We start from the raw sequence: 22,937 nt of genomic DNA on the forward strand, positions 1-22,937 counted from the left end.
GTGTTGACACAATACACCCGTTTTCTGGACGGCGTCCAAAGGGTAATCAAGGTACTGGAAATTATACTGCTGGCGGGGATTACCCTGATTATGGTTTATCAGTGCATGATGCGATATATCTTCCAAAATGCACAGCCTTGGTGCGAAGAGCTGGCCCTCTATCTCAGCATATACAGCATTTTTCTGGGGATTCCCATTGCTGTCCGGCGTGACAACCACCTTCAGGTGGATTTCCTTCTGAACTTTATGTCGGAGAGAACCCGGTATCTGATCTCTGCCATCAGCTCTGTGGCCGCAATTATCTTTATGATGGTCTTTTGTTATTACGGCCTCAGCCTGATTCAGCATGCCACCAGTGCATCCACCACGCTGCCGCTGAAAATGAAGGACATTTATTATTCCTTCCCCATTGGCGCTGTTCTGACAATTCTGTTTTCTGCGGAGATTGCCGTCACGAATTTTCTTAAATTTCTTGGCAAATCTCCTGCCGATTCCAAAAGGGAGGGCGTTTAAGCGATGAATGCCGGTGTTATTATTTTCGTCCTGCTGCTGGTTCTGGCCTTCGCAGGCCTGCCCATTTATCTCTCCATCGGCATTGCCACCATGGTGGCAATGGTCCACGCCGGATTCCCGCTGGAGGCCGTCGCTCAGAAGACCTTCCTTGGCATGAACTCCGCCTCCCTGCTGTGCATTCCCCTGTTCATTCTGGCGGGCAATATCATGGCGCAGGGCATTACGCAAAAGTTGATTGCCGCCGCCAACGTGCCGCTTGGCAGGGTGCGGGGCAGTCTTGCCTCTGTAACGGTGCTTTCCTCCGCCTTATTCGGCGCAATTTCCGGTTCCGCTGTGGCAACGGTTGCCGCCGTCGGCGGCATGACCGTTCCGGCAATGGTCAAGGAAGGCTATGATAAGAACTATTCCGTTGCCTGTGCAAGCTGCTCCTCTCTGTTGGGCCCCATGATTCCTCCCTCGATTTCTCTGGTGGTATATGCGAGCCTGACGGAAACCTCCATTCAAAAGCTCTTCATGGCAACCGCCGTGCCCGCCGTTTTCTGCGCGGTTTGCTTTTTGGTGTATACGCTGTATTATGGTTATAAAATGAAGCTGCCCAAGCAGCCGCAGACCACCACAAAGGAAAAGCTGCATATCCTGAAGGACAGCATTTGGGCCCTGTTCATGCCCATTATCGTCCTGGGACTCATCTTCGGCGGCATCTGCACCGTTTCCGAAGCGGCGGCTATCTCGTCGCTGTATGCCGCCATTGTGGGCATCTTTATTTACCGCACCATCAGCTTAAAGAACCTGATGGAAACGCTTTATGAGACAACCATTTCCGTGGCTGCCATCATGATTCTGGTGGGCCTGTCCAAAGCATCCGCTTATGTGGTCATCTCCTCTCAGCTGCCCAGCATTTTTATGGGGGCCATGACGTCTGTGGTCACCTCCAAGTTTATGGTGCTGCTGACGATCAACGTGATCTTCCTGATTCTGGGCTGCCTGATGGAGGGCAACTGCATCATCGTGATGATGGTCCCCCTGATGCTGAGCCTTGTAAACTCCTTCGGCATCGACCTGATTCAGTTTGGCATCCTGACCTGTATCAATATCTATATCGGCTGCATCACACCGCCGGTGGGCGTGTCGCTGCTGGTGGGGACAAAGATCGGTAATGCAACTGTGGGCGGCGCCTTCAAAGCCTGTCTGCCGTTCCTCATCATTGCTCTGGTCATTCTCTTGATGGTTACCTATATTCCGTCCTTTACGCTGTGGCTGCCGAGCGTTCTGGCCTAACGGTAAAAGTGCGGTAACAATGCTGTATCATGCAGGAGTGAACCGTATTCCACGGTTCACTCTTTGCATATTTTTGGAAGGTGTGTTATAATGACAAAAATAGGATTTTTAGGCCTTGGGGTTATGGGCTACCATATGGCTCTGAATGTGGACCGAAAGATGAATCTGGAGGTCATCGGATACGACATCGGCGAAAAGCAACGGGAAATGTACCGTGATGCAGGCGGCACTGTGGCCGCCGATATCGAGGAGCTTTACACCACCTGCGACGTAATTCTCCAGATGCTGCCTACTCACGCCATCATCCAGCACTCTGTGGAGGAGGCCATCCGGCTGGGAAAGCCGGGGCGTCTGATTGTGGATTTGTCCTCTGCCGCCCCGGACATTATTCTGGCGCTCGCGGAGAAGGCAAAGGCCGCGGGGATGTTTCTGCTGGATTCCCCCGTCAGCGGCGGAAATACGATGGCACAGGACGGAACGCTTTCCATCATGGTGGGCGGCGATCGTGCCGCTTTTGACCAAATAAAGCCCGTGCTGGACTGTATGGGTACCCCGGTGTACACCGGCGGCCCCGGCAGCGGCGACACGACAAAGCTGGTCAACAATATGGTGGGCGGCGCGATTCTGGTTGCCATTGCAGAGGGGTATGCCTTTGCCGCAAAAGCGGGCATTGATTTGCAGACCACCTTTGACGCGACCCGTGGCGGCTTTGCCGGAGGGCCCTTATACGATAACAAGGTGCCAAAGGTCCTTCATCGGGATTTTGAGCCGGGGGCCCGTATTGCCGTTCACCGCAAGGACATCCTCAATGCCAAGCACTATGCCCACAAAATGGGTGTGGACTTGCCCTTGACCGATGTGGTTTTGCAAGTGATGGATTGGATGAACGATAACGGCTATGTCAATGAAGATCAGGCAGCGCTTGTCCGTTACTATGAGGATAAGATGCAGGTAACTGTGGGGAAAACCGTGAAATGAGATCTGGCGTTTTGCCATTGATCCTTGGATATACAGCTTGAGCAAAGAAACAAACCTTGAAATTGAGGAAGAATCTGATGAGAGAAGTGACCGGCGAGTATCTTGCCCCTATTCAGGCAAAGTCCGTGGTAGACCGGGTGGTTTCACGCTTAACCAGCGCCATCATGAGCGGGGAATTGAAGCCCGGAATGAAAATTCCGACAGAATCCGACTTGGGGAAATCCTTTGGTGTGGGCCGCAATACCGTGCGGGAGGCCGTCAGGACCTTGGTGGCCTACGGCATTCTGGAGGTCCGCAGGGCAGACGGCACTTATGTCTGCGACGGGTTCTCCCCCAAGATTTTGAACCCGATGCTGTATGGGATTATCCTGCAAAAGGAAAGCGCCCATCACGAGCTTGTGGATCTCCGAAAACTTCTTGATAACGGAATTTTGCAGCAGCTTTTTTATACGAAGCTGCCGCAGGAGACATGGGACCGGCTCGGTGCGATTCAGGACGATTTGGAGGAATACCTGTCTTTGGGGGAGAATGACATCGCTGTGATTGCCAAGAAGGACATTGCATTTCACCAAGAACTGGCAGCCGCCACCGGCAATGTGGCCGTGATCACTCTTTACGACAGCATTGTAAAAATCACTGAGGACTTTCTGTATAAAACCATCCAGACGATTTTGCAGCATGATGCGGTGGCCTATTTTTCGGAGAGTCACAGAAACATTATGGAAAAGCTCTCCGGAAACCGGCTGGACGAGCTTTATGAGCGTGTAGAGTGGAGCTACCAGTATTGGTACATGACCTTCAAGGAAGAAGACTTCTTAAATGACGCCCCGCAGTAAGCGGGTAGAATTTTGCTTTAAGGCAGCTCTTCACAATTCGTGGCGATGGCCTTAAATTTCATTGTACTAAGAAGCCCGGCGGAACGCTATGCGTCCCGCCGGGCTGTTTGTTTATTCGGCCGCCAAAAAAGTTTCTGCAATCACCGGCAGGCGGGCGCCAAAGCCCTCCGCCGCCTCGTCGGGATAGGCCATGTAGACCGTGTATACGCCAGACTCCGGAACACCAACCTGCTGGCTCTCCACCCACTGTCCGTCCGTTTCGCTGCCGCAGACCGTCAGCGTCACCTCGGGATTATTCGCGGAGACCCACTGGTCCACGGCTCCCTTGGGCAGGTCCTCAGAGGTCTTTACCCACCCTTCATCGGGAACGTAAATGGAGTAGCCCTCTCCTTCGTACAGCGTGGCAGGGACCTCCTCGGACTGGCCCTCCACCTCCATGATTAAAATGGTGTGGTCATCTCTGCCGGGCTGGGATGCCGGATTGCCCGGTGTCTCGGACGACGCAGCTCCCGAGGATACGGCAGCGGACGAGCCGGATGAGCCGGCCGCGGGCGGATTCTGTCCGCAGGCAGACAGGGCCAGCGCCATACAAAGGGCGGCGGCAAGCAGCAGGGTTTTCTTCATGGATAGTTCCTCCTTATATGGGCCCCACAGGGGCTTCTCGTTGTTTTCTCCTTCGTGTTGCTTTGGAGCGGTTGCTCTCTCTCTATTGACGGAAACCGTCCGCAAAAAGTTACAAAAGGGGAGCCTAAAGGCTCCCCTTTTTCTCAGTCTTTCCGCTTGCCAAGGTACGCTTCCTTCACCTTTTCGTTCACCAGCAGCTCCGCGCCGGTACCGGAAAGGGTGATGTTCCCGGTTTCCAGCACATAGGCCAAATCCGCGATTTTCAGGGCCATATTGGCATTCTGCTCGATGAGCAGAATCGTAACGCCCTGACGGTTAATCTCCTGAATGATTTTGAAAATATCCTGCACCACCAGCGGAGCAAGTCCCAAAGAGGGTTCGTCCATCATCATCAGCTTGGGTCGGCTCATCAGCGCCCGTCCCACGGCCAGCATCTGCTGCTCTCCGCCGGACAGGGTTCCCGACAACTGCCAGGAGCGCTCCTTCAGCCGGGGAAACAGCTCGTAAACCCAGTTTAAATCCTTTTCGATCTCTGCCTTGTCTCTGCGCAGATACGCCCCGATTTTCAGGTTTTCCAGCACCGTTAAATCCGCAAAAACCCGCCGTCCCTCTGGAGACAGGGCAATGCCGCTGCTGATAATCTGGTCAATGCTCCGCCCCACCAGCTCCACTTCGTTCCACCGGATGGAGCCGGAGTCCGCCTTTACAAGGCCGGTAATGGTCCGCAGGGTGGTGGACTTTCCCGCGCCGTTGGCGCCGATCAGGGTGACAATTTTCCCGTCGGGCACCTCCATATTAATGCCCCGCAAAGCCTGAATGCCGCCGTAGGACACCTTCAGATTGTCGATTTTAAGCATCTTCCGCCACCCCCAGATACGCGTCGATCACGCGCTGATCGTTCTGAATGTCCGCCGGGGTGCCCTTGGCAATCAGCCCCCCGAAGTCCAGCACGTAAATGCGGTCGGAAATATCCATGACCAGATCCATATGGTGCTCGATGAGAAACACCGTCAGCCCCAGTTCGGAGCGGATACGGGCGATAAATTCCGTCAAATCGTTGGTTTCCTGAGGGTTCATGCCCGCCGCCGGTTCATCCAGCAGCAGCAGCTTCGGCTCCGTGGCCAGCGCGCGGGCAATTTCCAGACGGCGCTGCTTGCCATAGGGCAAAGAGGTCGCCAGCTCGTCCCGCAGCCCGCCAAGGCCCACGATATCCAGCAGCCGCTCCACGTCGGCCCGCTGGGCCTCCTCCTCCCGCCGGTTCATACGGAAGGTGGCGGAAAACAGGTTGGAGGTGCGCCGCAGATGCTTTGCAATCAAGATGTTGTCAAACACCGTCTGGGATTTCCAGAGGCGAATGTTCTGAAAGGTCCGGGCCATGCCCAGATTGGTAATGCGGTCGGGCGTGGGGCAGAGCACTTTATCGGTAAAGGCCGCCGGGTCCCGCTCCCGTTCATCCGCCTCCAGCAGGGTCCGCTCCTCCGGAGTGATTCCCGTGTCCGGCAGGCGAAGCCCGGTGGTATACAGTTCCGGATTCTGCCCCTTGTAGAGCTTTTTCATCTTCCCCTGAGGATGGTTGCGCACGATGGTTTCCCCGCAAAACTCCACTCGCCCGTTGCTGGGAGCGTATACTCCCGTGATGACGTTGAACGCGGTGGTCTTTCCCGCGCCGTTGGGTCCGATGAGGGATACAATCTCCCCCTTGTTGATCTCCAGATTCAAATTGTCCACAGCCACCACGCCGCCGAACTGCATGGTGGCGTTTTCCACGCGCAATACATTTTCTCTCATTTACCCGCACCTGCCTTTGCTTTCGCGGAGCGTCTCTTTCTCCTCAGGTCCCACAGCTCCTGATCACCCATGATGCCCTTCCGGAAGAACAGCACCACAATCATGATGACCACGGAGAACACCACCATGCGGAAGCCGGAGCGCAGCAGCGGCAGCTTTAGATTGGAGCTAAGCAGGAACCACACGTCCCAGCCCAGCGCCAGAGCCGCCAACGCCAAAGCCAGCACCGGGCCCCAGTCCACCGCAATTCGCTTTCCCGAGCGGAAGATAATCTTTCTGCCGCTACGTTTCAGCCGTAGCAGGCCGAAGCCCACAACCACGGCAATCAAAGCCGCCAGCAGGGCGCAAAACTGCACCTTGGCACTGAAATTTTTCAAAATTGTCTCGTTATCCAAAAACCGTAGCCACCACTCCGAGCAGCCCACGAACAGAAACGAACCCAGCACGGACCCGGTGACGGACCCGATCCCGCCAATAACCACAATCAGCAGAATTTCGTAGGTCATGGCCGCTTTGAAAGCCGTGGCCTGCACGCTGGCCTGAAACATGGCCAGCATAGCACCGGAAATACCGGCGAAAAAGGAGCTGATGACAAAGCTCATCCGCTTGTGTCTGGCCAGATTAATGCCCATGGCCTCAGCCGCCACCTCGTCGTCCCGGATGGCCTTGAAGGCCCGGCCATAGGTGGAGTTAATCAGCAGCACCACAATCAGGATACTCGCCCCCGCAAACAGAAAGGGCATCATCGTGGTGAGCTTCAGCTCACCCATATGGAAGTCGGAAAAGCCGGTGAAGCCGTACAGCAGGTTGGAACCGTTGGTGACGGGGCCAAGACCCTCATACTGCACCACGGAGCGGATAATCTCCGCAAAGCCCAGCGTGGCGATGGCCAGATAGTCGCTTTTCAGCTTCAAAACCGGCAGACCGATGAACCAGGCGAACAGCCCCGCCACGCACCCAGCCAGAATCAGGCAGAGCACCACGCCCAAAAACAAACCGAGCTGTCCCATGGAGTTGCCCAGGCTTTCCGTCACAGAGAATCCAAGGCCCCCGCCGGGATACCGCTGATAAACGCTGGCCTGCCGCGCCACGGGGACGGTGAGCACTGCATAGGTATAGGCCCCCAGCAGCATAAAGCCCGCCTGCCCGAGGGAAAAGAGGCCCGTAAATCCGTTTAGAAGGTTCATTGACACAGCCACCAGCGCGTAAATCGCACCCTTTTGCAGCACCGTCAGCAGCATGGACGGAACCACCTTGGACGGCAGGTTGTCAAGTACCACCACCAGTATCAGTATGGCGGCGGCAATGAGCAGGGCAATCCAAGTCTTTTTATAATCCTTTTTCTTGATCATTCCGTCACACCTTCTCCGTCAAATTCTCTCCGAAGAGGCCGGTGGGCTTCACAGCGAGAATCACAATCAGCAGGGCGAAGGTGAACGCGTCGGAAAACGTGGTCAGCCCCGCGCCCTTAATGAGGCTCTCACAGATGCCGATGATAAATCCGCCGATCACCGCACCGGGAATGGAGCCGATGCCGCCGAACACGGCGGCCACAAAGGCCTTTAGCCCCGGCATGGCGCCGATGGTGGGCGTGACAGTGGCGTAATTGGAAAAGTACAGCATGGAGCCAACAGCCGCCAGAAAGGACCCCACCACAAAGGTGAAGCTGATGACGTTGTTGATCTTGATGCCCATGAGCTGCGCCGTCTCAAAGTCCCGGGATGCGGCCCGCATGGCCATACCGATTTTGGTCCGCTTGATGAGCAGCACCAGACCCGCCACCAGTACCACCACCAAAAACGGGGTGACGACGGTGACCCGGCTGGTGGAGCTGCCCGCCACGTTCACGCTGTCGCTGATCCAGGGCAGCACCGGATACTGCTTGGGCAGGCCGCCGGTGAGATACCACATGGAGTTTTGCAGCAGATAGCTCATGCCGATGGCCGAAATCATAACGGACATCCGAGGGGCTGTGCGTAGGGGACGATAGGCCACCTTTTCCACCAGCACGGCCAAAGCCACCGTCAAAACGATGGTCAGCGGGATGGAAAGGGTCAGGGGCATGGTGGCGGCGGCGTAAACCATTACAAAGCCGGACACCGTAAAAATATCGCCGTGGGCAAAGTTTATCAGACGTAAAATACCGTATACCATCGTGTATCCAATGGCAATCAGGGCATACTGCCCACCCACGGAGACGCCTGCCAGCAGATAGGGCAGGATTTGTTCTAGCATGGGATTCCCTCCGTTTTCATTGTGTCCCGCGCAAGGGCGCGGGTTTCCCGTTAAACCGTTTCCTGTGATGCGGGCCTTGCCCGCGATGTGGGACTGCTTCTGTTCTGCATCGAACCCTTCGGCTTTCGGCTCGATGCAAGCCAGAATCGCCGCGCCCGGAAAAGCGCGGGCGGGGTGGCTCCCCGCCCGCGCCGTGGGCCGTACGGTTTTGGGGCAGACCTTTGCGAATCAGCCCTCGACGGACTGACGCTTCACAAAGGTAAACGCGCCGTCAGTGGCCTGCTTGATGTAAGCCTCGGTCTTGTTGGCGTCGCCTGTTTCGGGATTGATGGTGATGCGGCCGGTGACAGCATCGATATCCACGTCGAACAGCGCGGCCTGAATGGCTTCGCCCTCGGTGGACTGGGCCAGATTGATGGCCTCGATGGCAGTCATGTACGCATCGTAGCCCAGCGCGGAGACAGCCGCGACGATGTCGTTGCCGCCGTTATTGGTCAGGTTCTGGGCATCAGCGTTCAAAAACTCCTTAAAGCCCTTGACAAACGCGGCGGCAGGACCTGCATCGTCGTTCTCGTCGAAGAAGGTGGAACAGTAAACCTTCTGATCGGTTCCCTTCTGGGCGGCGAGAATCGCGGAGTTCTCCCACGTATCACCGGCGGTGATGGGAATGGTGACCCCGGCCTTGGCTGCCTGACCAACGATCAGGGCGGCATAGGTGGTGGAGGAGGGGGCGAAAATCACGTCCGCGCCATAGGTCACGGCGTTCTGGATGTAAGCGGAGAAGTCAGAGGTGCCCTCGGGGAAGCTCTCAGCTTTCACCTCACCGCCCAGGCCCTCAAATGCCTGCTTGAAATAGGTGCCAAGGCCGGAACCGTAGTCCTCGCCCAGCATGGTCAGCACATAGGCCTTTTTCGCGCCGAACTCCTCGGACACAAAGTTGGCCATGACGCTGCCCTGGAAGGGGTCCAGGAAGCAGACCCGGAAGTAGTAGGGGTTCAGCTCCGTCACGGCGGGGTTGGTGCAGGACACGCCGATGGCGGGAATCTTTGCCTGCTCAAAGGTAGGTGCAGCGGCAATGGACACGCCGGAGCCATAGGAGCCCAGCACCACGGACACGCCCGCGTTCACCAGCGTCTGGGCGGCAGTGATAGCCTTGTCGGTGGTGGACTGGTTATCCACGATCTCCAGCTTCACGTCGTATGTCTGGCCGTCGATCTCCACGGTGGGAGCCACCTGATTGGCATACTGGATGCCCAGCACCTCCTGCTTGCCGCCCGCGCCGTTATCGCCGGACGCAGGCTCAAACACGCCCACCTTCAGCACGGGATTGCTGCCGCCGGACGCGCTGCCGCCGTCGCCGCCGGATGCACTGCCGCCGGTATCCCCGCCGCAGGCGGCGAGAGAGAAGGTCATGGCAAGAGCCATGGCAAGCGCAAGAAACTTTTTCATGTTCTTTCCTCCTGTCGTCAATAAAAGAGAACCGTTTTTCAATTCTCTTTGCATAAGAAGCATTTTACGGAATTTCTTCCGGTTTTTCAAGTAGAATTATATACAGCGCAGCGCTTTAAATTCGTTTTACCACCCATAAATTTCCAAAAAAAAATTTTACTTTGTCTCTATACAGAAAACATATGTAGCTATTACAAAAAAAATTCACGATTCATGTCCTCGATACAAGGACAATCATTTTCGTGATTTTGCCGAAGGAAGCAAAAAATAATTGCGTACTCTTACGTCTCAGCCCGCATTTTGTTCTGCTTTTGATCCTCTTGATAAAATACGCACACTTCAAAAGCCTGGCCGATGCTGGTGCGGGGCTGTTTTTCAAAAAAGTCCCCGCCGTCGACGGACGGCGGGGACTTTCTCATGCGCTTATACCCGTGTAGATGCCTCCACCACGGTCAAAAATTCCTGGCGCGTCATTGTCTCGTTGGCCAGCAGGAAATTTGCCACCGAATCGAGTTGAGAGCGCCGCTCCCGCAAAATCAGTTCGCACCGGTCGTAGGCGGCGGTCACGATGCGGCGCACCTCCTCGTCGATCTGGGCGGCAATCTGCTCAGAATAGCTGCGACCCTGCCCCATGGCCCGGCCCAGAAACACCTCGTCGTGACCGGTTTCAAAGGACACAGTGCCAAGCTTTTCGCTCATGCCATAGGTGGCCACCATTTTATGGGCAATGCGGGTGGCCCGCTGAATGTCGTTGCCCGCGCCGGTAGAGATGTCCCCCAGCACCAGACTTTCGGCGGCGCGCCCGCCCAGAAGGGCCACAATCTGCTCCTCCAGATACTGCTTGGACATATAGGAGCGGTCCTCCTGCGGCAAAGAAATGGTCATGCCGCCCGCCTGTCCCCGGGGCACAATGGAAATCTGGTTCACCGGATCGTGGCTGGGCAGTGCGTGCATCACAATGGCGTGGCCCGCCTCGTGGAAGGCGGTAAGCCGGCGCTCGTGCTCGGGAATCACCCGGCTTTTCTTCTCCGGTCCGGCGATGACCTTGATCTCCGCCTCCTTCAAATCCGCCATGGTGATGAATTTCTGGTTCCGCCGGGCCGCCAGCAGCGCCCCCTCATTGGTGAGATTTTCAAGGTCCGCCCCGGTGAAGCCGGGGGTTCCCTTAGCCACCTCGCTCAAATCAACATCCTCAGACAGGGGCTTTCCCCGGGTGTGTACCTTGAGAATTTCCTCGCGTCCGCGAATGTCGGGAAGACCCACAAACACCTGCCGGTCAAACCGGCCCGGGCGCAGCAGGGCCGGGTCCAGAACGTCCACCCGGTTGGTTGCGGCCAGCACCACCACGCCCTCGTTGGCGGAAAAGCCGTCCATCTCCACCAGAAGCTGATTCAAGGTCTGCTCCCGCTCGTCGTGGCCGCCGCCCACGCCGGTGCCCCTCTGTCGGCCCACGGCGTCAATCTCGTCAATGAATACAATGCAGGGCGTGGTCTTCACCGCTTCTTTGAACAGGTCCCGCACCCGGGACGCGCCCACGCCCACGTAAAGCTCCACAAAGTCCGACCCGGAGATGGACAAAAAGCCCACCCCGGCCTCTCCCGCCACGGCCTTTGCAAGCAAAGTTTTTCCCGTGCCCGGAGGGCCCACCAGCAGCACACCCTTTGGAATCCGGGCGCCCAGCTCGGTGTACTTCTGCGGGTCCTTCAAAAACTCTACAATCTCCCGCAGCTCTTCCTTCTCCTCGTCGGCCCCCGCAACATCCGCAAAGGTGATGGACTTATCCCGCTCGGAAAGCGTGTGCGTCCGGGCCTCGCTGAATCGGTTCATGCGGTCCGGGCCGCCCGCGCCGCCGGAGCGGAGGGACATGACATACCACATGCCGCCCAACAGCAGTGCCGCCGCCACATAGGGCAGCAGAATCGCCAACCAGTTGGTAGAGTGGTCCGCCCGGTAGTTGTAGGAGGTGATGATGCCCTTGGCGGCCTGCTCCTGAATCAGGTCGTTCAAATCGCTGTAAAACAGCTCGAAATCATACAGCTCGTGGACCGCGGTAGTGCTGCCGTTGATCTGCGTGCGCAGATGCAGCGTCAGCGTGTTGTTGAAGATATCAAGGCTCTCCACCTTCTCCTGCTTGATAAGGCGCACCACCTCGGAATACTCCAGCGGCTCGGCGACAGAACTGCTGCGCCAAAGGTACATGGCACACAGCAGCATCACCACCGCCAGAAAGACAAAGGTCATCGCATTTGTTGCTTTTGAATTTTTCAACGGGTCCTCACTCCTTTGCGGGCCAAGCGCCCGTTTAGCGGGAATAAACCTCCGGCTTCAGCACGCCGATATAGGGGACGTTGCGATACTGCTGGCAATAATCCAGTCCGTAGCCTACCACAAACTCGTCCGGCACCACAAAGCCGACATAATCGGCGTTGACGGCCTTGGTCCTGCGGGAGGGCTTATCCAGTAACGTTACGATGGTGATGGAGGCCGCGCCCCGGGTTTTGAAATACTCGCTGAGAAACGCAAGGGTATTGCCGGAGTCCAAAATGTCCTCCACCACGATGACGTGCCGGTCCGTGATGTCCTGCTGAATGTCATGGACAATCTTCACCCGGCCGGAGGAACTGGTGGCGTTTTCATAAGAGCTGACGGCGATATACTCCACGTCGCTTTTCACCTGACAGGCCCTCACCAGGTCCGCCATGAACAGAAAGCAGCCCTTTAACACGCCCAGGAACAGCGGGTTCTTCCCCTCAAATTCCTTGTACAGCTCCTCGCCCAGCTCCGCGATGCGGGTCTGAATCTGCTCCTCCGTCACCAGAATTTTGAGGATATCGTTTTCCATCTCACTTCTCATAGTATCTCTCCCTCTATATCTTCTGTATAAAATGTCACCCATTCGCCGGGCGCCCCGGCGGAAAACTCCAAATCCACACCAAGATACGGCGCGGCTACCGGCCGCCCCCCTGTCCGCAGCACCGGCAAACGGTCCCGTTCCTCCGGGGAAATCCCTGCGTCGGAAAACAGCCGCTTCAACGTCCGCGCGCCCCGACTTCCCGGCAGATTCATGCGGTCCCCGCTGCGCCAGAGTGTCGCCTCAAGCGGCCCCGGTACGCACAGCCGATAGGAAACGCTCCCCGGCGGGCCCTCGCTCCCCAGCAGCACGCGCCATTTGCCAAATTCCACAATCTGTCCCCGCAAAAGCGGCACGGGCCGTGGCATGGGACTTGCTTTATAAAGCTCCAGCGCTTCTCCATTGTTGCGGGCCAGCAGCCCGTAAGGCAAGGAGTATTCCCGGCCCATTCCCAAGGACAGCACAGCACCCGCATGGGCGGCGGACAAATCCCTCCGCCGTCCGCAGACTCTTTCCATCAGCCCCAGCACCGCCCTGCCCCGCAGAGCCTCCGGCGCGGCGCGCAGGATTTCCCACGGTATGGTGGCCCGGTCCCCGGACAGCTCGGCCTGCTCCATCAGCTTTGCCGCAAGTTCGTCCAACAGCGCATCCTCCGCCGCCAGAAGCCCGGCGGAGCGGGCCATGTTTTGCACCGCTTTGGGGTTGATCTCCCGCAGCACAGGCAAAACCCTGTGCCGAAGCAGGTTCCGGGCCGCGTCGTCCTCGTCGTTCGTCTCGTCCTCCACATGGGGCAGGCCCCGGGCATGGGCGTAATCCGCAAGCTGTGCCCGGGTCAGCTCCAGAAACGGACGGTAAATATTCCCCCGCACGGCGGGAATCCCCAGCCCCGCGGAGCCGGTCCCCCGGCAGAGGTTTAACAGCATAGTCTCCGCGTTGTCGTCGGCGTGGTGGGCGGTGAGAATGGCGGCGCTGTGCCGCTTGGACGCGGCTTCCTCCAAAAAGGCATACCGCAGCCGTCGGGCGGCTTCCTCCAGAGAAAGGCCCTCTTCCCTTGCCGCCGCCCGGGCATCCCCCCGTCCGGAGACAAAGGGAATGCCCCACTGTGTGCAAAAGTCCCGGACAAAAATCTCGTCCCGATCCGCCGAGGCGCCCCGCAGCCCGTGGTGAAAGTGAGCGGCGGCGACAGCAATTCCCCGTCCCTCCGCCCAGCGGACAGTAAAGTCCAGCAGGCACATGGAGTCCAGCCCCCCGGACACAGCGCACAGCAGCTCCGTCCCGGCGGAAAAATGCGCCGTCATAAATTTTTCAGCGGAGGGAAGTTCAGTCCTCATCGTCGTACCGCGTCTCCAGCGTACCGAACATGGTATACTCCGGCACCCACTTCAGCTCCACCTTTCCCGTCTCGCCGTGGCGGTTTTTCGCCACGATGCACTCGGCAATGTTGCGCTTTTCGGAGTCCTCGTTATAGTAGTCGTCCCGATAGAGAAATAGCACGATGTCCGCGTCCTGCTCGATGGCGCCGGATTCCCGGAGGTCGGAGAGCATGGGGCGCTTGTCGTCCCGCTTTTCGTTGGCGCGGCTTAGCTGGCTGAGGCAAATCACCGGCACGTCCAGCTCCTTGGCCATGATTTTCAACGTTCGGGAAATGTCGGAAACCACCTGCTGGCGGTTCTCTCCGCCCTTGCTTTTCCCCCCGGCGGAGGTCATCAACTGCAAATAGTCGATGACTACCAGCCCCAGATTATCAAGCCTGCGGCATTTGGCGTTCATGTCCGCCACAGACAGAAGCGGGTTGTCGTCGATGCGGATATCCACCCGGTTGAGCACCGTGGCTGCATCTGCAATTCTCTCCCAGTCCGTCTCCCGCAGGGATCCGGTGCGCAGCTTGTTGCTCTCCACCAGCGCTTCGGAGGAAAGGAGCCGCAAAACAAGCTGCTCCTTGGACATCTCCAGAGAGAAGACGGCCACGGACCGGTCGGTCCCCTTGGCCACGTTCAGGGCCATGTTCAACGCCATAGAGGTTTTGCCCATGCCGGGCCGGGCCGCCAGCAAAATCAAATCCGACTTGTTCAGGCCCGTGATTTTTGTATCCAGCATGGAAAGGCCCGTGGACAGGCCCGGCATGCCCGAGGCGGACTCGCTCATTTCACTGAGCCGGTCCAACACGTCCGGCAAAACCTGCCGGACAGGGGTCATTCCCTGCGCGCCCTGTCCCCGGCGGATAGCAAAAATCCGCTGCTCCGCCGCTTCCAGCGTTTCCGCGGCCTCGCCGCCGCCCTCCTGCACCATGGCGGTGATCTCCGAGGCAGCCTGCGCCACGGCGCGCAGAAGGGCCTTATCCCGGACGATCGCAGCGTATTCCAGAACGTTTGCCGCCGTGGGGGTAATTTCGATCAGCTGGGCAAGATAGGCCCGGGTAGTATTTTCGTCGTAGGTGCCGTTTTTCTGCATCTCCTCCGCCACCGTGATCCCGTCGATGGGCCTCGCGTAGGTGAACATGGAGCAGATGGTTTCAAAAATCTCCCGGTTCTGGCGCAGGTAAAAATCCTCGGGCCGCAGCTTATCCACGACCTCCTTTACACAGTCCGGGTCGATGAGAACGGAACCCAGCACCGCCTGCTCCCCCTCCAGAGAGTGGGGCGTCTGGCGCAGAAGCAAATCTTCAATTGCCACGAAAAATCACCTCCGGGCGTGTTTTGGATGCATGGGCCGCTTATTTCTCCTCGTAGACGGACACGTACACAGTGCCGCTCACCTCGAAGCCCAGCTTGGCCCGGACCTCATAGTTGCCGAAGGCCTTGATCGGGTCCTCCAGCGCCAGCTTCTGCTTGGGGATGTCCACGCCGTACTGCTTCTGAAGCTCCTCGGAAATCTCCTTGGTGGTGATGGCGCCGAACAGCCGTCCGCCGGTTCCCGCCTTGGCGGTGACCTTGACGGGGCACTCCTTCAGCTTTTCCGCCGTGGCCTCGGCCTCGGCCTTCTGGCGGGCTTCCTCGGCTTTGCGGGCCTTTTCCTTCATGTTCATGGTGTTGACCGCGTCCGCCGTGGCGGCGGTGGCCAGCTTGCGGGGCAGCAGGAAATTCCGGGCGTAGCCCTCGGAAACCTCCACCATCTGGCCCTTCTTTCCCTGGCCCTTCACATCCTGCATCAAAATCACTTTCATCGGTATCTCTCCTTATTTGTCCGATCCCGCAAAGGATCTTTTATTTTTTCAGATAATCGTCCACGGCCTCCAGCAGCTTTTCCCGGACAGTGTCAGGATCGCTGTCCTCCACACGACCGCCTGCGGTGGTGGAGTTCCCGCCCCCGCCCAGCGTCTCCAGAATCACCTGCACGTTGATATCCCCCATGGACCGGGCGGACATCAAAACGCTCTCCCCGTCCCGGTAGATCACAAAGGAAGCCTGCACGCCCTTGAGCGTCAGCAGCTCGTCGGCAGCCTGTGCCGCCGCCACCCGCTCCACGCCGTCCTCCGTCACGGTGGCCACGGCGATGTCGTCCCGGTACAGCTCCGCCTGGCGGATAATGTCGTAACGGGAAACCATCTCCGTCAAATCATTCTGGAACAGGCGCTGCACCGCGCTGGTGTCCGCCCCTGCCCGGCGCAGGAAGGCGGCCGCCTCAAAAGTCCGCCCGCCGGTGCGCATGGTGAAATGCTTCGTATCCAGCACGATGCCGGCAAGGAGCGCCTCTGCCTCCTCGGGAAGAAGGTCGCTGGGCTCCACCAGATACTGTAAAAGCTCCGTCACCAGCTCCGAGGCCGAGGAGGCATACGGCTCGTGGAAATTCAGCGCAGCGTTTTCGATGTAGCTGGCGGCCCTGCGGTGGTGGTCGATGACTGCCACCCGGTTGCACGCCTCCAGCACGGCGGTGCTTTCCACAAAGTCCGGCCGGTTGGTGTCCACCACGATCAGCAGCGCCCCCGGCTGCATCCGCAAAAGCGCCTCGCTGCCGCCCAAGAACACACCGGCGTATTCCGCCCGGCTCCGCAGCTTTTCCAGCACGGCCTCCGCCGCGTTATGGTTCAGATCGATGACCACCTGCGGGTGCTTTCCCAGCTTGCGGGCCGCGCAGCAAAGGCCTGCCGCCGCGCCCACCGCGTCCATATCGGCAAAGGAGTGGCCCATTATATACACCTGCCGCGCGTCGCTCATCAGCTCACCCAGCGCATTGGCCATGACCCGGGACTTTACCTTCGTCCGCTTTTCCGGGCTTTTGGTCCTTCCGCCGTAAAACTCAAAATCCAGCTTGCCCCGGACCACCGCCTGATCGCCGCCCCGGCTCAGCGCCATCTCCAGCGATAAAGACGCATTTTTGTAAAGCTCCGCCATCCCGTCGGCCTCCCGGCCCACGCCGATGGACAGCGTGGGGTGGGACCCCTCGGCGCCGATTTCCCGCATGGAATCCAGAACGGAAAACTTCTCCGCCACCAGCGGAGCATAGTCCTTTTCCTCTGTCAAAAGAAGATAGCGGTCCCGGTTGGTCTTCACCAGAAGCCCCGTGTCCACCGCCCACGCCGTCAGCTTTTCGTCAATCTGGGCCTGAATGGCGCTGCGCTGGGCCTCGCCGCTGACCTTCATCAGCTCTTCATAGTTGTCCACATTCAAAAGCGCCACCACGGGGCGGGAACGCTCGAACTTCTCCCGCATGGCGTCGTATTCCGTGGTGTCCACCCAGTAGGTGGTAGCCACCAGATTCTGGGTGCCGTCCCGGTCCTTGGCCCGGACAAGGCTGCCATATACCCGGAAGCGGCGGTTGTTCATCACCACCCGGTCGGGGCACTCCTGCTTTCCCTCCAGCAGCCAAGCAACCGGCATCCCCGGCACCGTGTCCTCCACCTTAATCTCAAACAGATGCTCCCGCACGCCCACAAGCTGCAAAAAATCCTCGTTGCTCCAGATGATTTCGCCGGTATCCGGGCGAAAAACCATGATGGGCAGGGGCGAGTTAATCAGGGTGGATTTGCTGGCGGCGTCCACGCTGCCGGTCAGACTGTTGATATACTGCAAAATCCCCTGCTTGCGTTTCTGTGTGCTGGAGCGGAAAAAAAGATACATTCCCACCGTGACCGCGCCCTCCGCCGCCGCCAGCAGAGGCTGCACCGGAACGGTCACCGCCGCGAACAGCAGCAGGCAGAGAAAATAGAGTTTTAAATTGGGCTCCAGCAGCCGGGAAAACTTTTTATTCATAATCGGTTGCCCTCCTCCGGAGCACTGCGGCCCGCGCAGTCATGCTCCTAAGCCATAGATTTTACTAGTATACCACCCCTTTGTTTTTCGGGCAAGATTTTTTCTGTTTTCGCCCCCTCCCCAATTTTTTAAAAAGGTGTATACAAAGGAGGGGGCATGTGCTATACTATCCTATACAGTATCATTCGGGAGCTTGCGCGCAGGCCGCTGAGCCGGGCTTTTTTGCCCCTTGCCGCCGCTGCAGCCCGTTGATGTTTTTGTATTTCACTGGGCAGGACCGCGGTCCCATCCCGGTTTAATAAACGGACAATCTCACAGGGTACAGCGCGGACGCAGTTCATTCTTCCGCCGGCGAGACGGGGCCGGACGAAGTTGGACCGTCCTTAGTTTGGTGCGGCTTTTTGCAGTGCAAATCGCTCTCGCGCCCTATTTTGGTATACGTTTTCCGCCGTACAGCCTGGGATTTCTCCATCACTTTTTTACTTATTTTCTATAAAAGGAGTTCTCTGAATTTATGGCAGAAAAACTGAAAATCATCCCTCTCGGGGGGCTGGACGAAATCGGCAAGAACATGACCGTCTACGAGTACGGCGGCGAGATGATCGTCGTGGACTGCGGCATGGCCTTTCCGGGAGACGACATGTACGGCATCGACCTGGTAATTCCCGATGTGACGTATCTAATTAAAAACCGCACCCGCGTCCGCGGCCTGTTCATCACTCACGGGCATGAGGACCATGTGGGGGCCATCCCCTACGTGCTCAAGCAAATTAACATTCCCATCTACTGCACACGGCTCACCGCGGGCCTGATCAAGCTGAAGCTGGAGGAGCACGGGCTGGTGAAGTCCACCAAGCTCATCACCGTGGAGCCGGGCGAAACCGTCCGGGCGGGGAAATTCAATGTGGAATTTATCCACGTGAACCACTCCATCGCGGACTCCGTGGCCTTTGCCATCCACACCCGGATGGGCACCGTGGTCCACACCGGCGACTTTAAAATCGACTCCACCCCCATCGACGGCGAGGTCATGGACCTTGCCCGGCTGGGCGCGTTGGGGAAGGAGGGCGTGCTTGCCCTTTGTGCAGACTCCACCAATGTGGAGCGGCCCGGTTTTACCCCGTCTGAAAAAACCGTGGGCGCCGCCTTCATTCGCCAGTTCACCGGGTGCAACGAGCGTATCCTCGTCACCACCTTCGCCTCCAACGTACACCGCATCCAGCAGGTGCTGGACGCTGCGGCCGCCACGGGACGAAAGGTAGCGGTCACCGGCCGGAGCATGGAAAACATGATGCGGGTTTCCACGGAACTTGGCTATATGAAGGTTCCCAAGAACACCCTTCTGGACCTGAACCGCATCAAGGGCCTGCCCAAAAACAAGCAGGTCATCGTCACCACCGGCTCTCAGGGCGAAGAAATGAGCGCCCTGTACCGCATGGCGTTTTCCACCCACCGTCAGGTGGAGCTGGGAGCGGGCGACAAGGTGATTATCTCCGCCTCCGCCATCCCCGGCAACGAGGTAACGGTGGGCCGGGTCATCAACGAGCTGTTCCGCAAGGGCGTAAACGTGGTTTACGACCGGGCCGATATGCTCCACGTCTCCGGCCACGCCTGCCAGGAGGAGCTGAAAATCGTCCACGCGCTGACGAAGCCCCGGTTCTTCATCCCCGTCCACGGCGAGCAGCGGATGCTGCAAATCCACTCCAATCTAGCGCAGTCCATGGGTATGGATCGTAATCACATTGCCATCGCTCAAAACGGCGCTGTCATTGAAATCACCGGCAAGAGCATGAAGGTCAACGGCTCTGTCCCCTCCGGAGAGGTATATGTGGACGGCTCCGGCGTGGGCGACGTGGGCGCCGTGGTCATGCGGGACCGCAAGCGCCTTGCCGAGGACGGCATGGTGGTGGTGATTCTCCCTGTCTCCTCCCACGACGGGCAGCTTCTCTCCAAGCCGGAGATTGTCACCCGCGGCTTTATCTATGTGAAGGAGTCCGACGAGATGATGCGGGAGCTGGAAAATATCGCCATGGAGGCGGCATCCAACGCCCCCCGCAGCCGCGGGCGGGACGACGGCGAGCTGCGCAGCGCGGTGAAGTCCGCCGTCAGCAATTACCTCTTTAAAAATACCCAACGCAGTCCCATGATCATTCCCGTGGTCACCAAGCTGTAACCAAAAACAAACAGAGCGCCGCCCCGAAGATTCGGGGCGGCGCTTTTTGCCGTTGCTTTTCAGGTGGAGCGCCGGCCCCGTTCCTTTCCGGGAATGGCACGCGGAACCCCGCCGCTGCCGCGCTACAATCGGCAAAGCCTTTATATCAGGCGCCAAGTCCCTCCAGCGCCCGTTCCGGCAAGGAGGCCGCCAGCAGGCAGGAAAGCTCAAAGCTCTCGCCCTCCGTCAGGTCAAGGCCCAGCCTTGGCAGAAGGGACTGCAATTGAAGGGCCTTCCTTTTGAAATCTCTTGCCGCCAGAAAGCCCGTGTCCGTGAGATAGATTTTTCCGTACCGCTTCCGCACCAGAAAGCCCTTTTCCATCAGGACTGCGGACATCCGGGTGACAGAGGGTTTGGTCACATGCAGCGCTTTGGCCAGCTCCACGGTGCTGACATCCGGCATGGCGTGAGCCAGGTCGTAAATTGCCGCAAGATAGCGCCGATGCGCCGGGGTCAGTCGTTCCATTATGATCCTCCTGTTTCAAAATGGGCACAGGGAAGCGCGGGCGGAGTTTGCTCTGCCCGCGCCCCAAATGTGAAGTGTGTGAAGTGAATGTTTATTTCTCGTGGCAGCTTCCGCCGCAGGCGCCGCAGGCGCTTCCGCAGGAGCAGCCGCCTTTCCCGTTTTTCCTGTTGTGGACGCCGCGGGCCACGATGGCCACGAAGATACCCAGAACGATCAGGCCTATGATAATTGTCGGTGGATTCATGTGCAGACCACTCCTTTCAAAGTGTCAAATGTAGATGTGTATATTACCGGACGCCAGCCTTGGCCGCGGCGTCCACAGAGCTGACGGAGAGGACATTGCCGTCGTACTTATTCTTGCGGAACAGGAGATATATAAGACCCGCCAGCACCACAAGCGCCGCCACGGTGCCCGCGCCAAAGGATACCTCGCCCAGTAGCAGGCCGCCCAGCTGATAGATCATCAGGGCCATCACATAGGCGAAGCCGCACATATAACCAATGGCGGCGGCGGTCCATTTGGCGTTGTTCATCTCCCGCCGGATGGCACCCATCGCCGCGAAGCAGGGAGCGCACAGCAGGTTGAAGACCATGAAGCTGTAAGCGGAGAGAACCGTGTAGTGGGCCGCGATGGCGGCCCAGAGGCCCGCGTCGTCCTCGGCAACCTCTTCCCCGATGTGGAACAGGACGCCGAAGGTGGAAACCACGTTCTCCTTGGCAATCAGGCCGGTGACGGTAGCCACCGTGGACTGCCAGTCGCCGAAGCCCAAAGGCGCGAAGATGATGCACACCGCACCGCCGATGGCAGCAAGCAAAGAGCCATTGTTATCCTCCACCATGCCGAACGCGCCGTCCACAAAGCCAAAGCCCTGAAGGAACCACAGCACCATGGACGCGGCCACGATGATGGTACCTGCCCGCTTGATAAAGGACCAGCCGCGCTCCCAAGTGGCCCGCAGCACGTTGCTCATGGCGGGAACGTGATAGGCGGGCAACTCCATGACGAAGGGCGCCGGGTCCCCTGCAAAGCCCTTTGTCTTTTTCAGGATGATGCCGGAGATTACAATGGAGGCCACGCCGATGAAATAGGCAGACACGGCCACAAGGCCGCTGCCGTCAAACATCGCGCCGGCGAACAGGCCGATGATGGGCATTTTCGCACCGCAGGGAATGAAGCAGGTGGTCATGACGGTCATGCGCCGGTCCCGCTCGTTTTCAATGGTGCGGGAGGCCATTACGCCGGGCACGCCGCAGCCCGTGCCGATGAGCATGGGGATGAAGCTCTTGCCGGACAGGCCAAACTTCCGGAAAATCCGGTCCATGATGAAGGCGATACGGGCCATATAGCCCACGTCCTCCAGAATAGCCAGCATAAAGAAGAGCACCAGCATCTGGGGGACAAAGCCCAGCACCGCGCCAACACCAGCGATGATACCGTCGGAGATCAGGCCGATCAGCCACTCGGCAACACCCCAGCCCTCCAGCAGCGCACGGGAACCCTCCTGAAGCCACGCGGCGCCCAGCACATCGTTGGTCCAGTCGGTCAGGAAGCTGCCGAAGGGACCCATAGCCACCCAATACACCGCAAACATGATGACCGCGAAAATAGGCAGCGCCAAAATCCGGTTGGTGACAACACGGTCGATTCTGTCGGAGGAGGTGAGATCGTGCTTGGCCCGCTGCCGCTTCACAGCCTTGTTCACCACGCCGTTGATGTAAGCATACCGCTGGTTGGTGATGATGCTCTCTGCGTCATCGTCCAGCTCTTTTTCACAGTCGGTGATATGTTCTTCCAGATGGGCCTTCAAGCCGGCATCGATGTTCAGCTCGGAGAGGACCTTGCTGTCCCGCTCGAAAATCTTAATGGCATACCAGCGGAGGAAGCGGTCGTCCACTTTTCCCTGAATGGACTCCTCGATGTGGGCAATGGCGTGCTCCACACTGCCGGTGAACACATGGGGAAGCTCCCCTGCCTTGCGGGACTGGCCCAGCGCCATCGCTTTCTCGGCGGCGGAAATGCTGCCCTCGCTCTTCAGCGCGCTCATCTCCACAACCTCGCAGTGCAGCGCCTCCGCCAGCTTCTGCAAATCAATCTGATCGCCGTTTTTCCGCACCAGATCGATCATGTTCACCGCCACCAGCACCGGCAGGCCCAGCTCCACCAGTTGGGTGGTAAGATAGAGGTTCCGCTCGATGTTGGTGCCGTCCACAATGTTCAAAATGGCATCCGGCTTCTCACTCACCAGATAGCCCCGGGCCACCATCTCCTCCAGCGTATAGGGGGACAGGGAATAGATGCCGGGCAAATCCTGAATCACCACATCCTTGTGGCCTTTCAGCTTGCCCTCCTTCTTTTCCACGGTCACGCCGGGCCAGTTGCCCACGTACTGGTTGGAGCCGGTCAAGTCGTTGAACAGTGTGGTTTTGCCGCAGTTCGGATTGCCGGCCAGTGCAATTTTAATATCCATCGTTTTCTCCTTCCAAAATGTTAGTAAGAGCTAACCTTTAGCCCTTGAAA

20 protein-coding genes are annotated in these 22,937 nt (G+C 58.3%); 5 read left to right on the plus strand and 15 right to left on the minus strand.

The window, feature by feature from the left end; genetic code table 11:
- From ABVS15_RS00940 to ABVS15_RS00955, 4 genes are all read left to right on the plus strand, one after another.
- Nucleotides 1–513 carry a TRAP transporter small permease gene (locus tag ABVS15_RS00940; RefSeq protein ID WP_369281922.1) on the plus strand — a complete coding sequence of 171 codons (513 nt, stop codon included), beginning with the start codon at nt 1–3 and terminating at the stop codon, nt 511–513.
- Nucleotides 514–516: 3 nt separating this feature from the next.
- Nucleotides 517–1,791, plus strand: coding sequence for a TRAP transporter large permease (locus ABVS15_RS00945; RefSeq protein WP_369281923.1), 1,275 nt, complete (start codon nt 517–519; stop codon nt 1,789–1,791).
- Between the two features lie 90 nt (nt 1,792–1,881).
- Nucleotides 1,882–2,769, plus strand: coding sequence for an NAD(P)-dependent oxidoreductase (locus ABVS15_RS00950; protein WP_369281924.1), 888 nt, complete (start codon nt 1,882–1,884; stop codon nt 2,767–2,769).
- A 77-nt stretch (nt 2,770–2,846) separates the two neighbouring features.
- Nucleotides 2,847–3,605 (plus strand): FadR/GntR family transcriptional regulator, encoded by a 759-nt coding sequence (locus ABVS15_RS00955; protein WP_369281925.1) that lies wholly within the window; start codon nt 2,847–2,849, stop codon nt 3,603–3,605.
- Nucleotides 3,606–3,716: 111 nt separating this feature from the next.
- Here the strand turns inward: ABVS15_RS00955 and ABVS15_RS00960 are convergent, their stop codons facing one another.
- The 12 genes from ABVS15_RS00960 to ABVS15_RS01015 all read right to left on the minus strand — a co-directional run bounded on the left by ABVS15_RS00960 (nt 3,717) and on the right by ABVS15_RS01015 (nt 17,741).
- Complete coding sequence (locus tag ABVS15_RS00960; RefSeq protein WP_369281926.1) at nt 3,717–4,229, minus strand: hypothetical protein; 513 nt, start codon at nt 4,227–4,229, stop codon at nt 3,717–3,719.
- 143 nt (nt 4,230–4,372) lie between these two features.
- Nucleotides 4,373–5,086, minus strand: a complete 714-nt coding sequence (locus ABVS15_RS00965) for an ABC transporter ATP-binding protein (RefSeq protein ID WP_369281927.1) — start codon at nt 5,084–5,086, stop codon at nt 4,373–4,375.
- Entirely contained in the window at nt 5,079–6,017 is a 939-nt protein-coding gene (locus ABVS15_RS00970) for an ABC transporter ATP-binding protein (RefSeq protein ID WP_369281928.1), read from the minus strand. Before ABVS15_RS00970 ends, ABVS15_RS00965 begins: the two co-directional genes overlap by 8 nt.
- Entirely contained in the window at nt 6,014–7,369 is a 1,356-nt protein-coding gene (locus ABVS15_RS00975; RefSeq protein WP_369281929.1) for a branched-chain amino acid ABC transporter permease, read from the minus strand. The genes ABVS15_RS00970 and ABVS15_RS00975 overlap by 4 nt, the downstream gene beginning before the upstream one ends.
- Before the next feature lie 4 nt (nt 7,370–7,373).
- On the minus strand, nt 7,374–8,252 hold the full coding sequence (locus ABVS15_RS00980) for a branched-chain amino acid ABC transporter permease (RefSeq protein WP_369281930.1): 879 nt from the start codon (nt 8,250–8,252) through the stop codon (nt 7,374–7,376).
- A gap of 228 nt (nt 8,253–8,480) precedes the next feature.
- A complete protein-coding gene (locus tag ABVS15_RS00985) occupies nt 8,481–9,701 on the minus strand; it encodes an ABC transporter substrate-binding protein (protein ID WP_369281931.1) in 1,221 nt (406 codons plus the stop codon).
- 423 nt (nt 9,702–10,124) lie between these two features.
- Complete coding sequence (ftsH, locus tag ABVS15_RS00990) at nt 10,125–11,915, minus strand: ATP-dependent zinc metalloprotease FtsH (RefSeq protein ID WP_369282200.1); 1,791 nt, start codon at nt 11,913–11,915, stop codon at nt 10,125–10,127.
- A gap of 88 nt (nt 11,916–12,003) precedes the next feature.
- Nucleotides 12,004–12,555 carry a hypoxanthine phosphoribosyltransferase gene (hpt, locus tag ABVS15_RS00995; RefSeq protein WP_293007805.1) on the minus strand — a complete coding sequence of 184 codons (552 nt, stop codon included), beginning with the start codon at nt 12,553–12,555 and terminating at the stop codon, nt 12,004–12,006.
- The gene (gene tilS, locus ABVS15_RS01000) at nt 12,552–13,883 is read right to left on the minus strand and encodes a tRNA lysidine(34) synthetase TilS (RefSeq protein ID WP_369281932.1); all 1,332 of its coding nucleotides are present in this window, start codon (nt 13,881–13,883) and stop codon (nt 12,552–12,554) included. Before tilS ends, hpt begins: the two co-directional genes overlap by 4 nt.
- Nucleotides 13,873–15,225, minus strand: coding sequence for a replicative DNA helicase (gene dnaB, locus ABVS15_RS01005; protein ID WP_369281933.1), 1,353 nt, complete (start codon nt 15,223–15,225; stop codon nt 13,873–13,875). The genes tilS and dnaB overlap by 11 nt, the downstream gene beginning before the upstream one ends.
- 40 nt (nt 15,226–15,265) lie before the next feature.
- Nucleotides 15,266–15,715, minus strand: coding sequence for a 50S ribosomal protein L9 (gene rplI / locus ABVS15_RS01010; protein ID WP_369281934.1), 450 nt, complete (start codon nt 15,713–15,715; stop codon nt 15,266–15,268).
- Between the two features lie 40 nt (nt 15,716–15,755).
- Nucleotides 15,756–17,741, minus strand: a complete 1,986-nt coding sequence (locus tag ABVS15_RS01015) for a DHH family phosphoesterase (RefSeq protein WP_369281935.1) — start codon at nt 17,739–17,741, stop codon at nt 15,756–15,758.
- A gap of 514 nt (nt 17,742–18,255) precedes the next feature.
- Between ABVS15_RS01015 and ABVS15_RS01020 the strand changes: the two genes are divergently transcribed.
- Nucleotides 18,256–19,914, plus strand: coding sequence for a ribonuclease J (locus tag ABVS15_RS01020; protein WP_369281936.1), 1,659 nt, complete (start codon nt 18,256–18,258; stop codon nt 19,912–19,914).
- Between the two features lie 145 nt (nt 19,915–20,059).
- On the opposite strand, the gene ABVS15_RS01025 is transcribed toward ABVS15_RS01020, so the two are convergent.
- The 3 genes from ABVS15_RS01025 to feoB all read right to left on the minus strand — a co-directional run bounded on the left by ABVS15_RS01025 (nt 20,060) and on the right by feoB (nt 22,887).
- The gene (locus ABVS15_RS01025) at nt 20,060–20,419 is read right to left on the minus strand and encodes a metal-dependent transcriptional regulator (RefSeq protein ID WP_294855877.1); all 360 of its coding nucleotides are present in this window, start codon (nt 20,417–20,419) and stop codon (nt 20,060–20,062) included.
- A 91-nt stretch (nt 20,420–20,510) separates the two neighbouring features.
- A complete protein-coding gene (locus tag ABVS15_RS01030) occupies nt 20,511–20,663 on the minus strand; it encodes a FeoB-associated Cys-rich membrane protein (RefSeq protein WP_369281937.1) in 153 nt (50 codons plus the stop codon).
- Nucleotides 20,664–20,706: 43 nt separating this feature from the next.
- A complete protein-coding gene (gene feoB / locus ABVS15_RS01035) occupies nt 20,707–22,887 on the minus strand; it encodes a ferrous iron transport protein B (protein ID WP_369281938.1) in 2,181 nt (726 codons plus the stop codon).
- Nucleotides 22,888–22,937 lie beyond the last annotated feature (50 nt).

This window comes from Oscillibacter sp. GMB15532 (assembly GCF_041020825.1).
Classification (GTDB): domain Bacteria; phylum Bacillota; class Clostridia; order Oscillospirales; family Oscillospiraceae; genus Oscillibacter.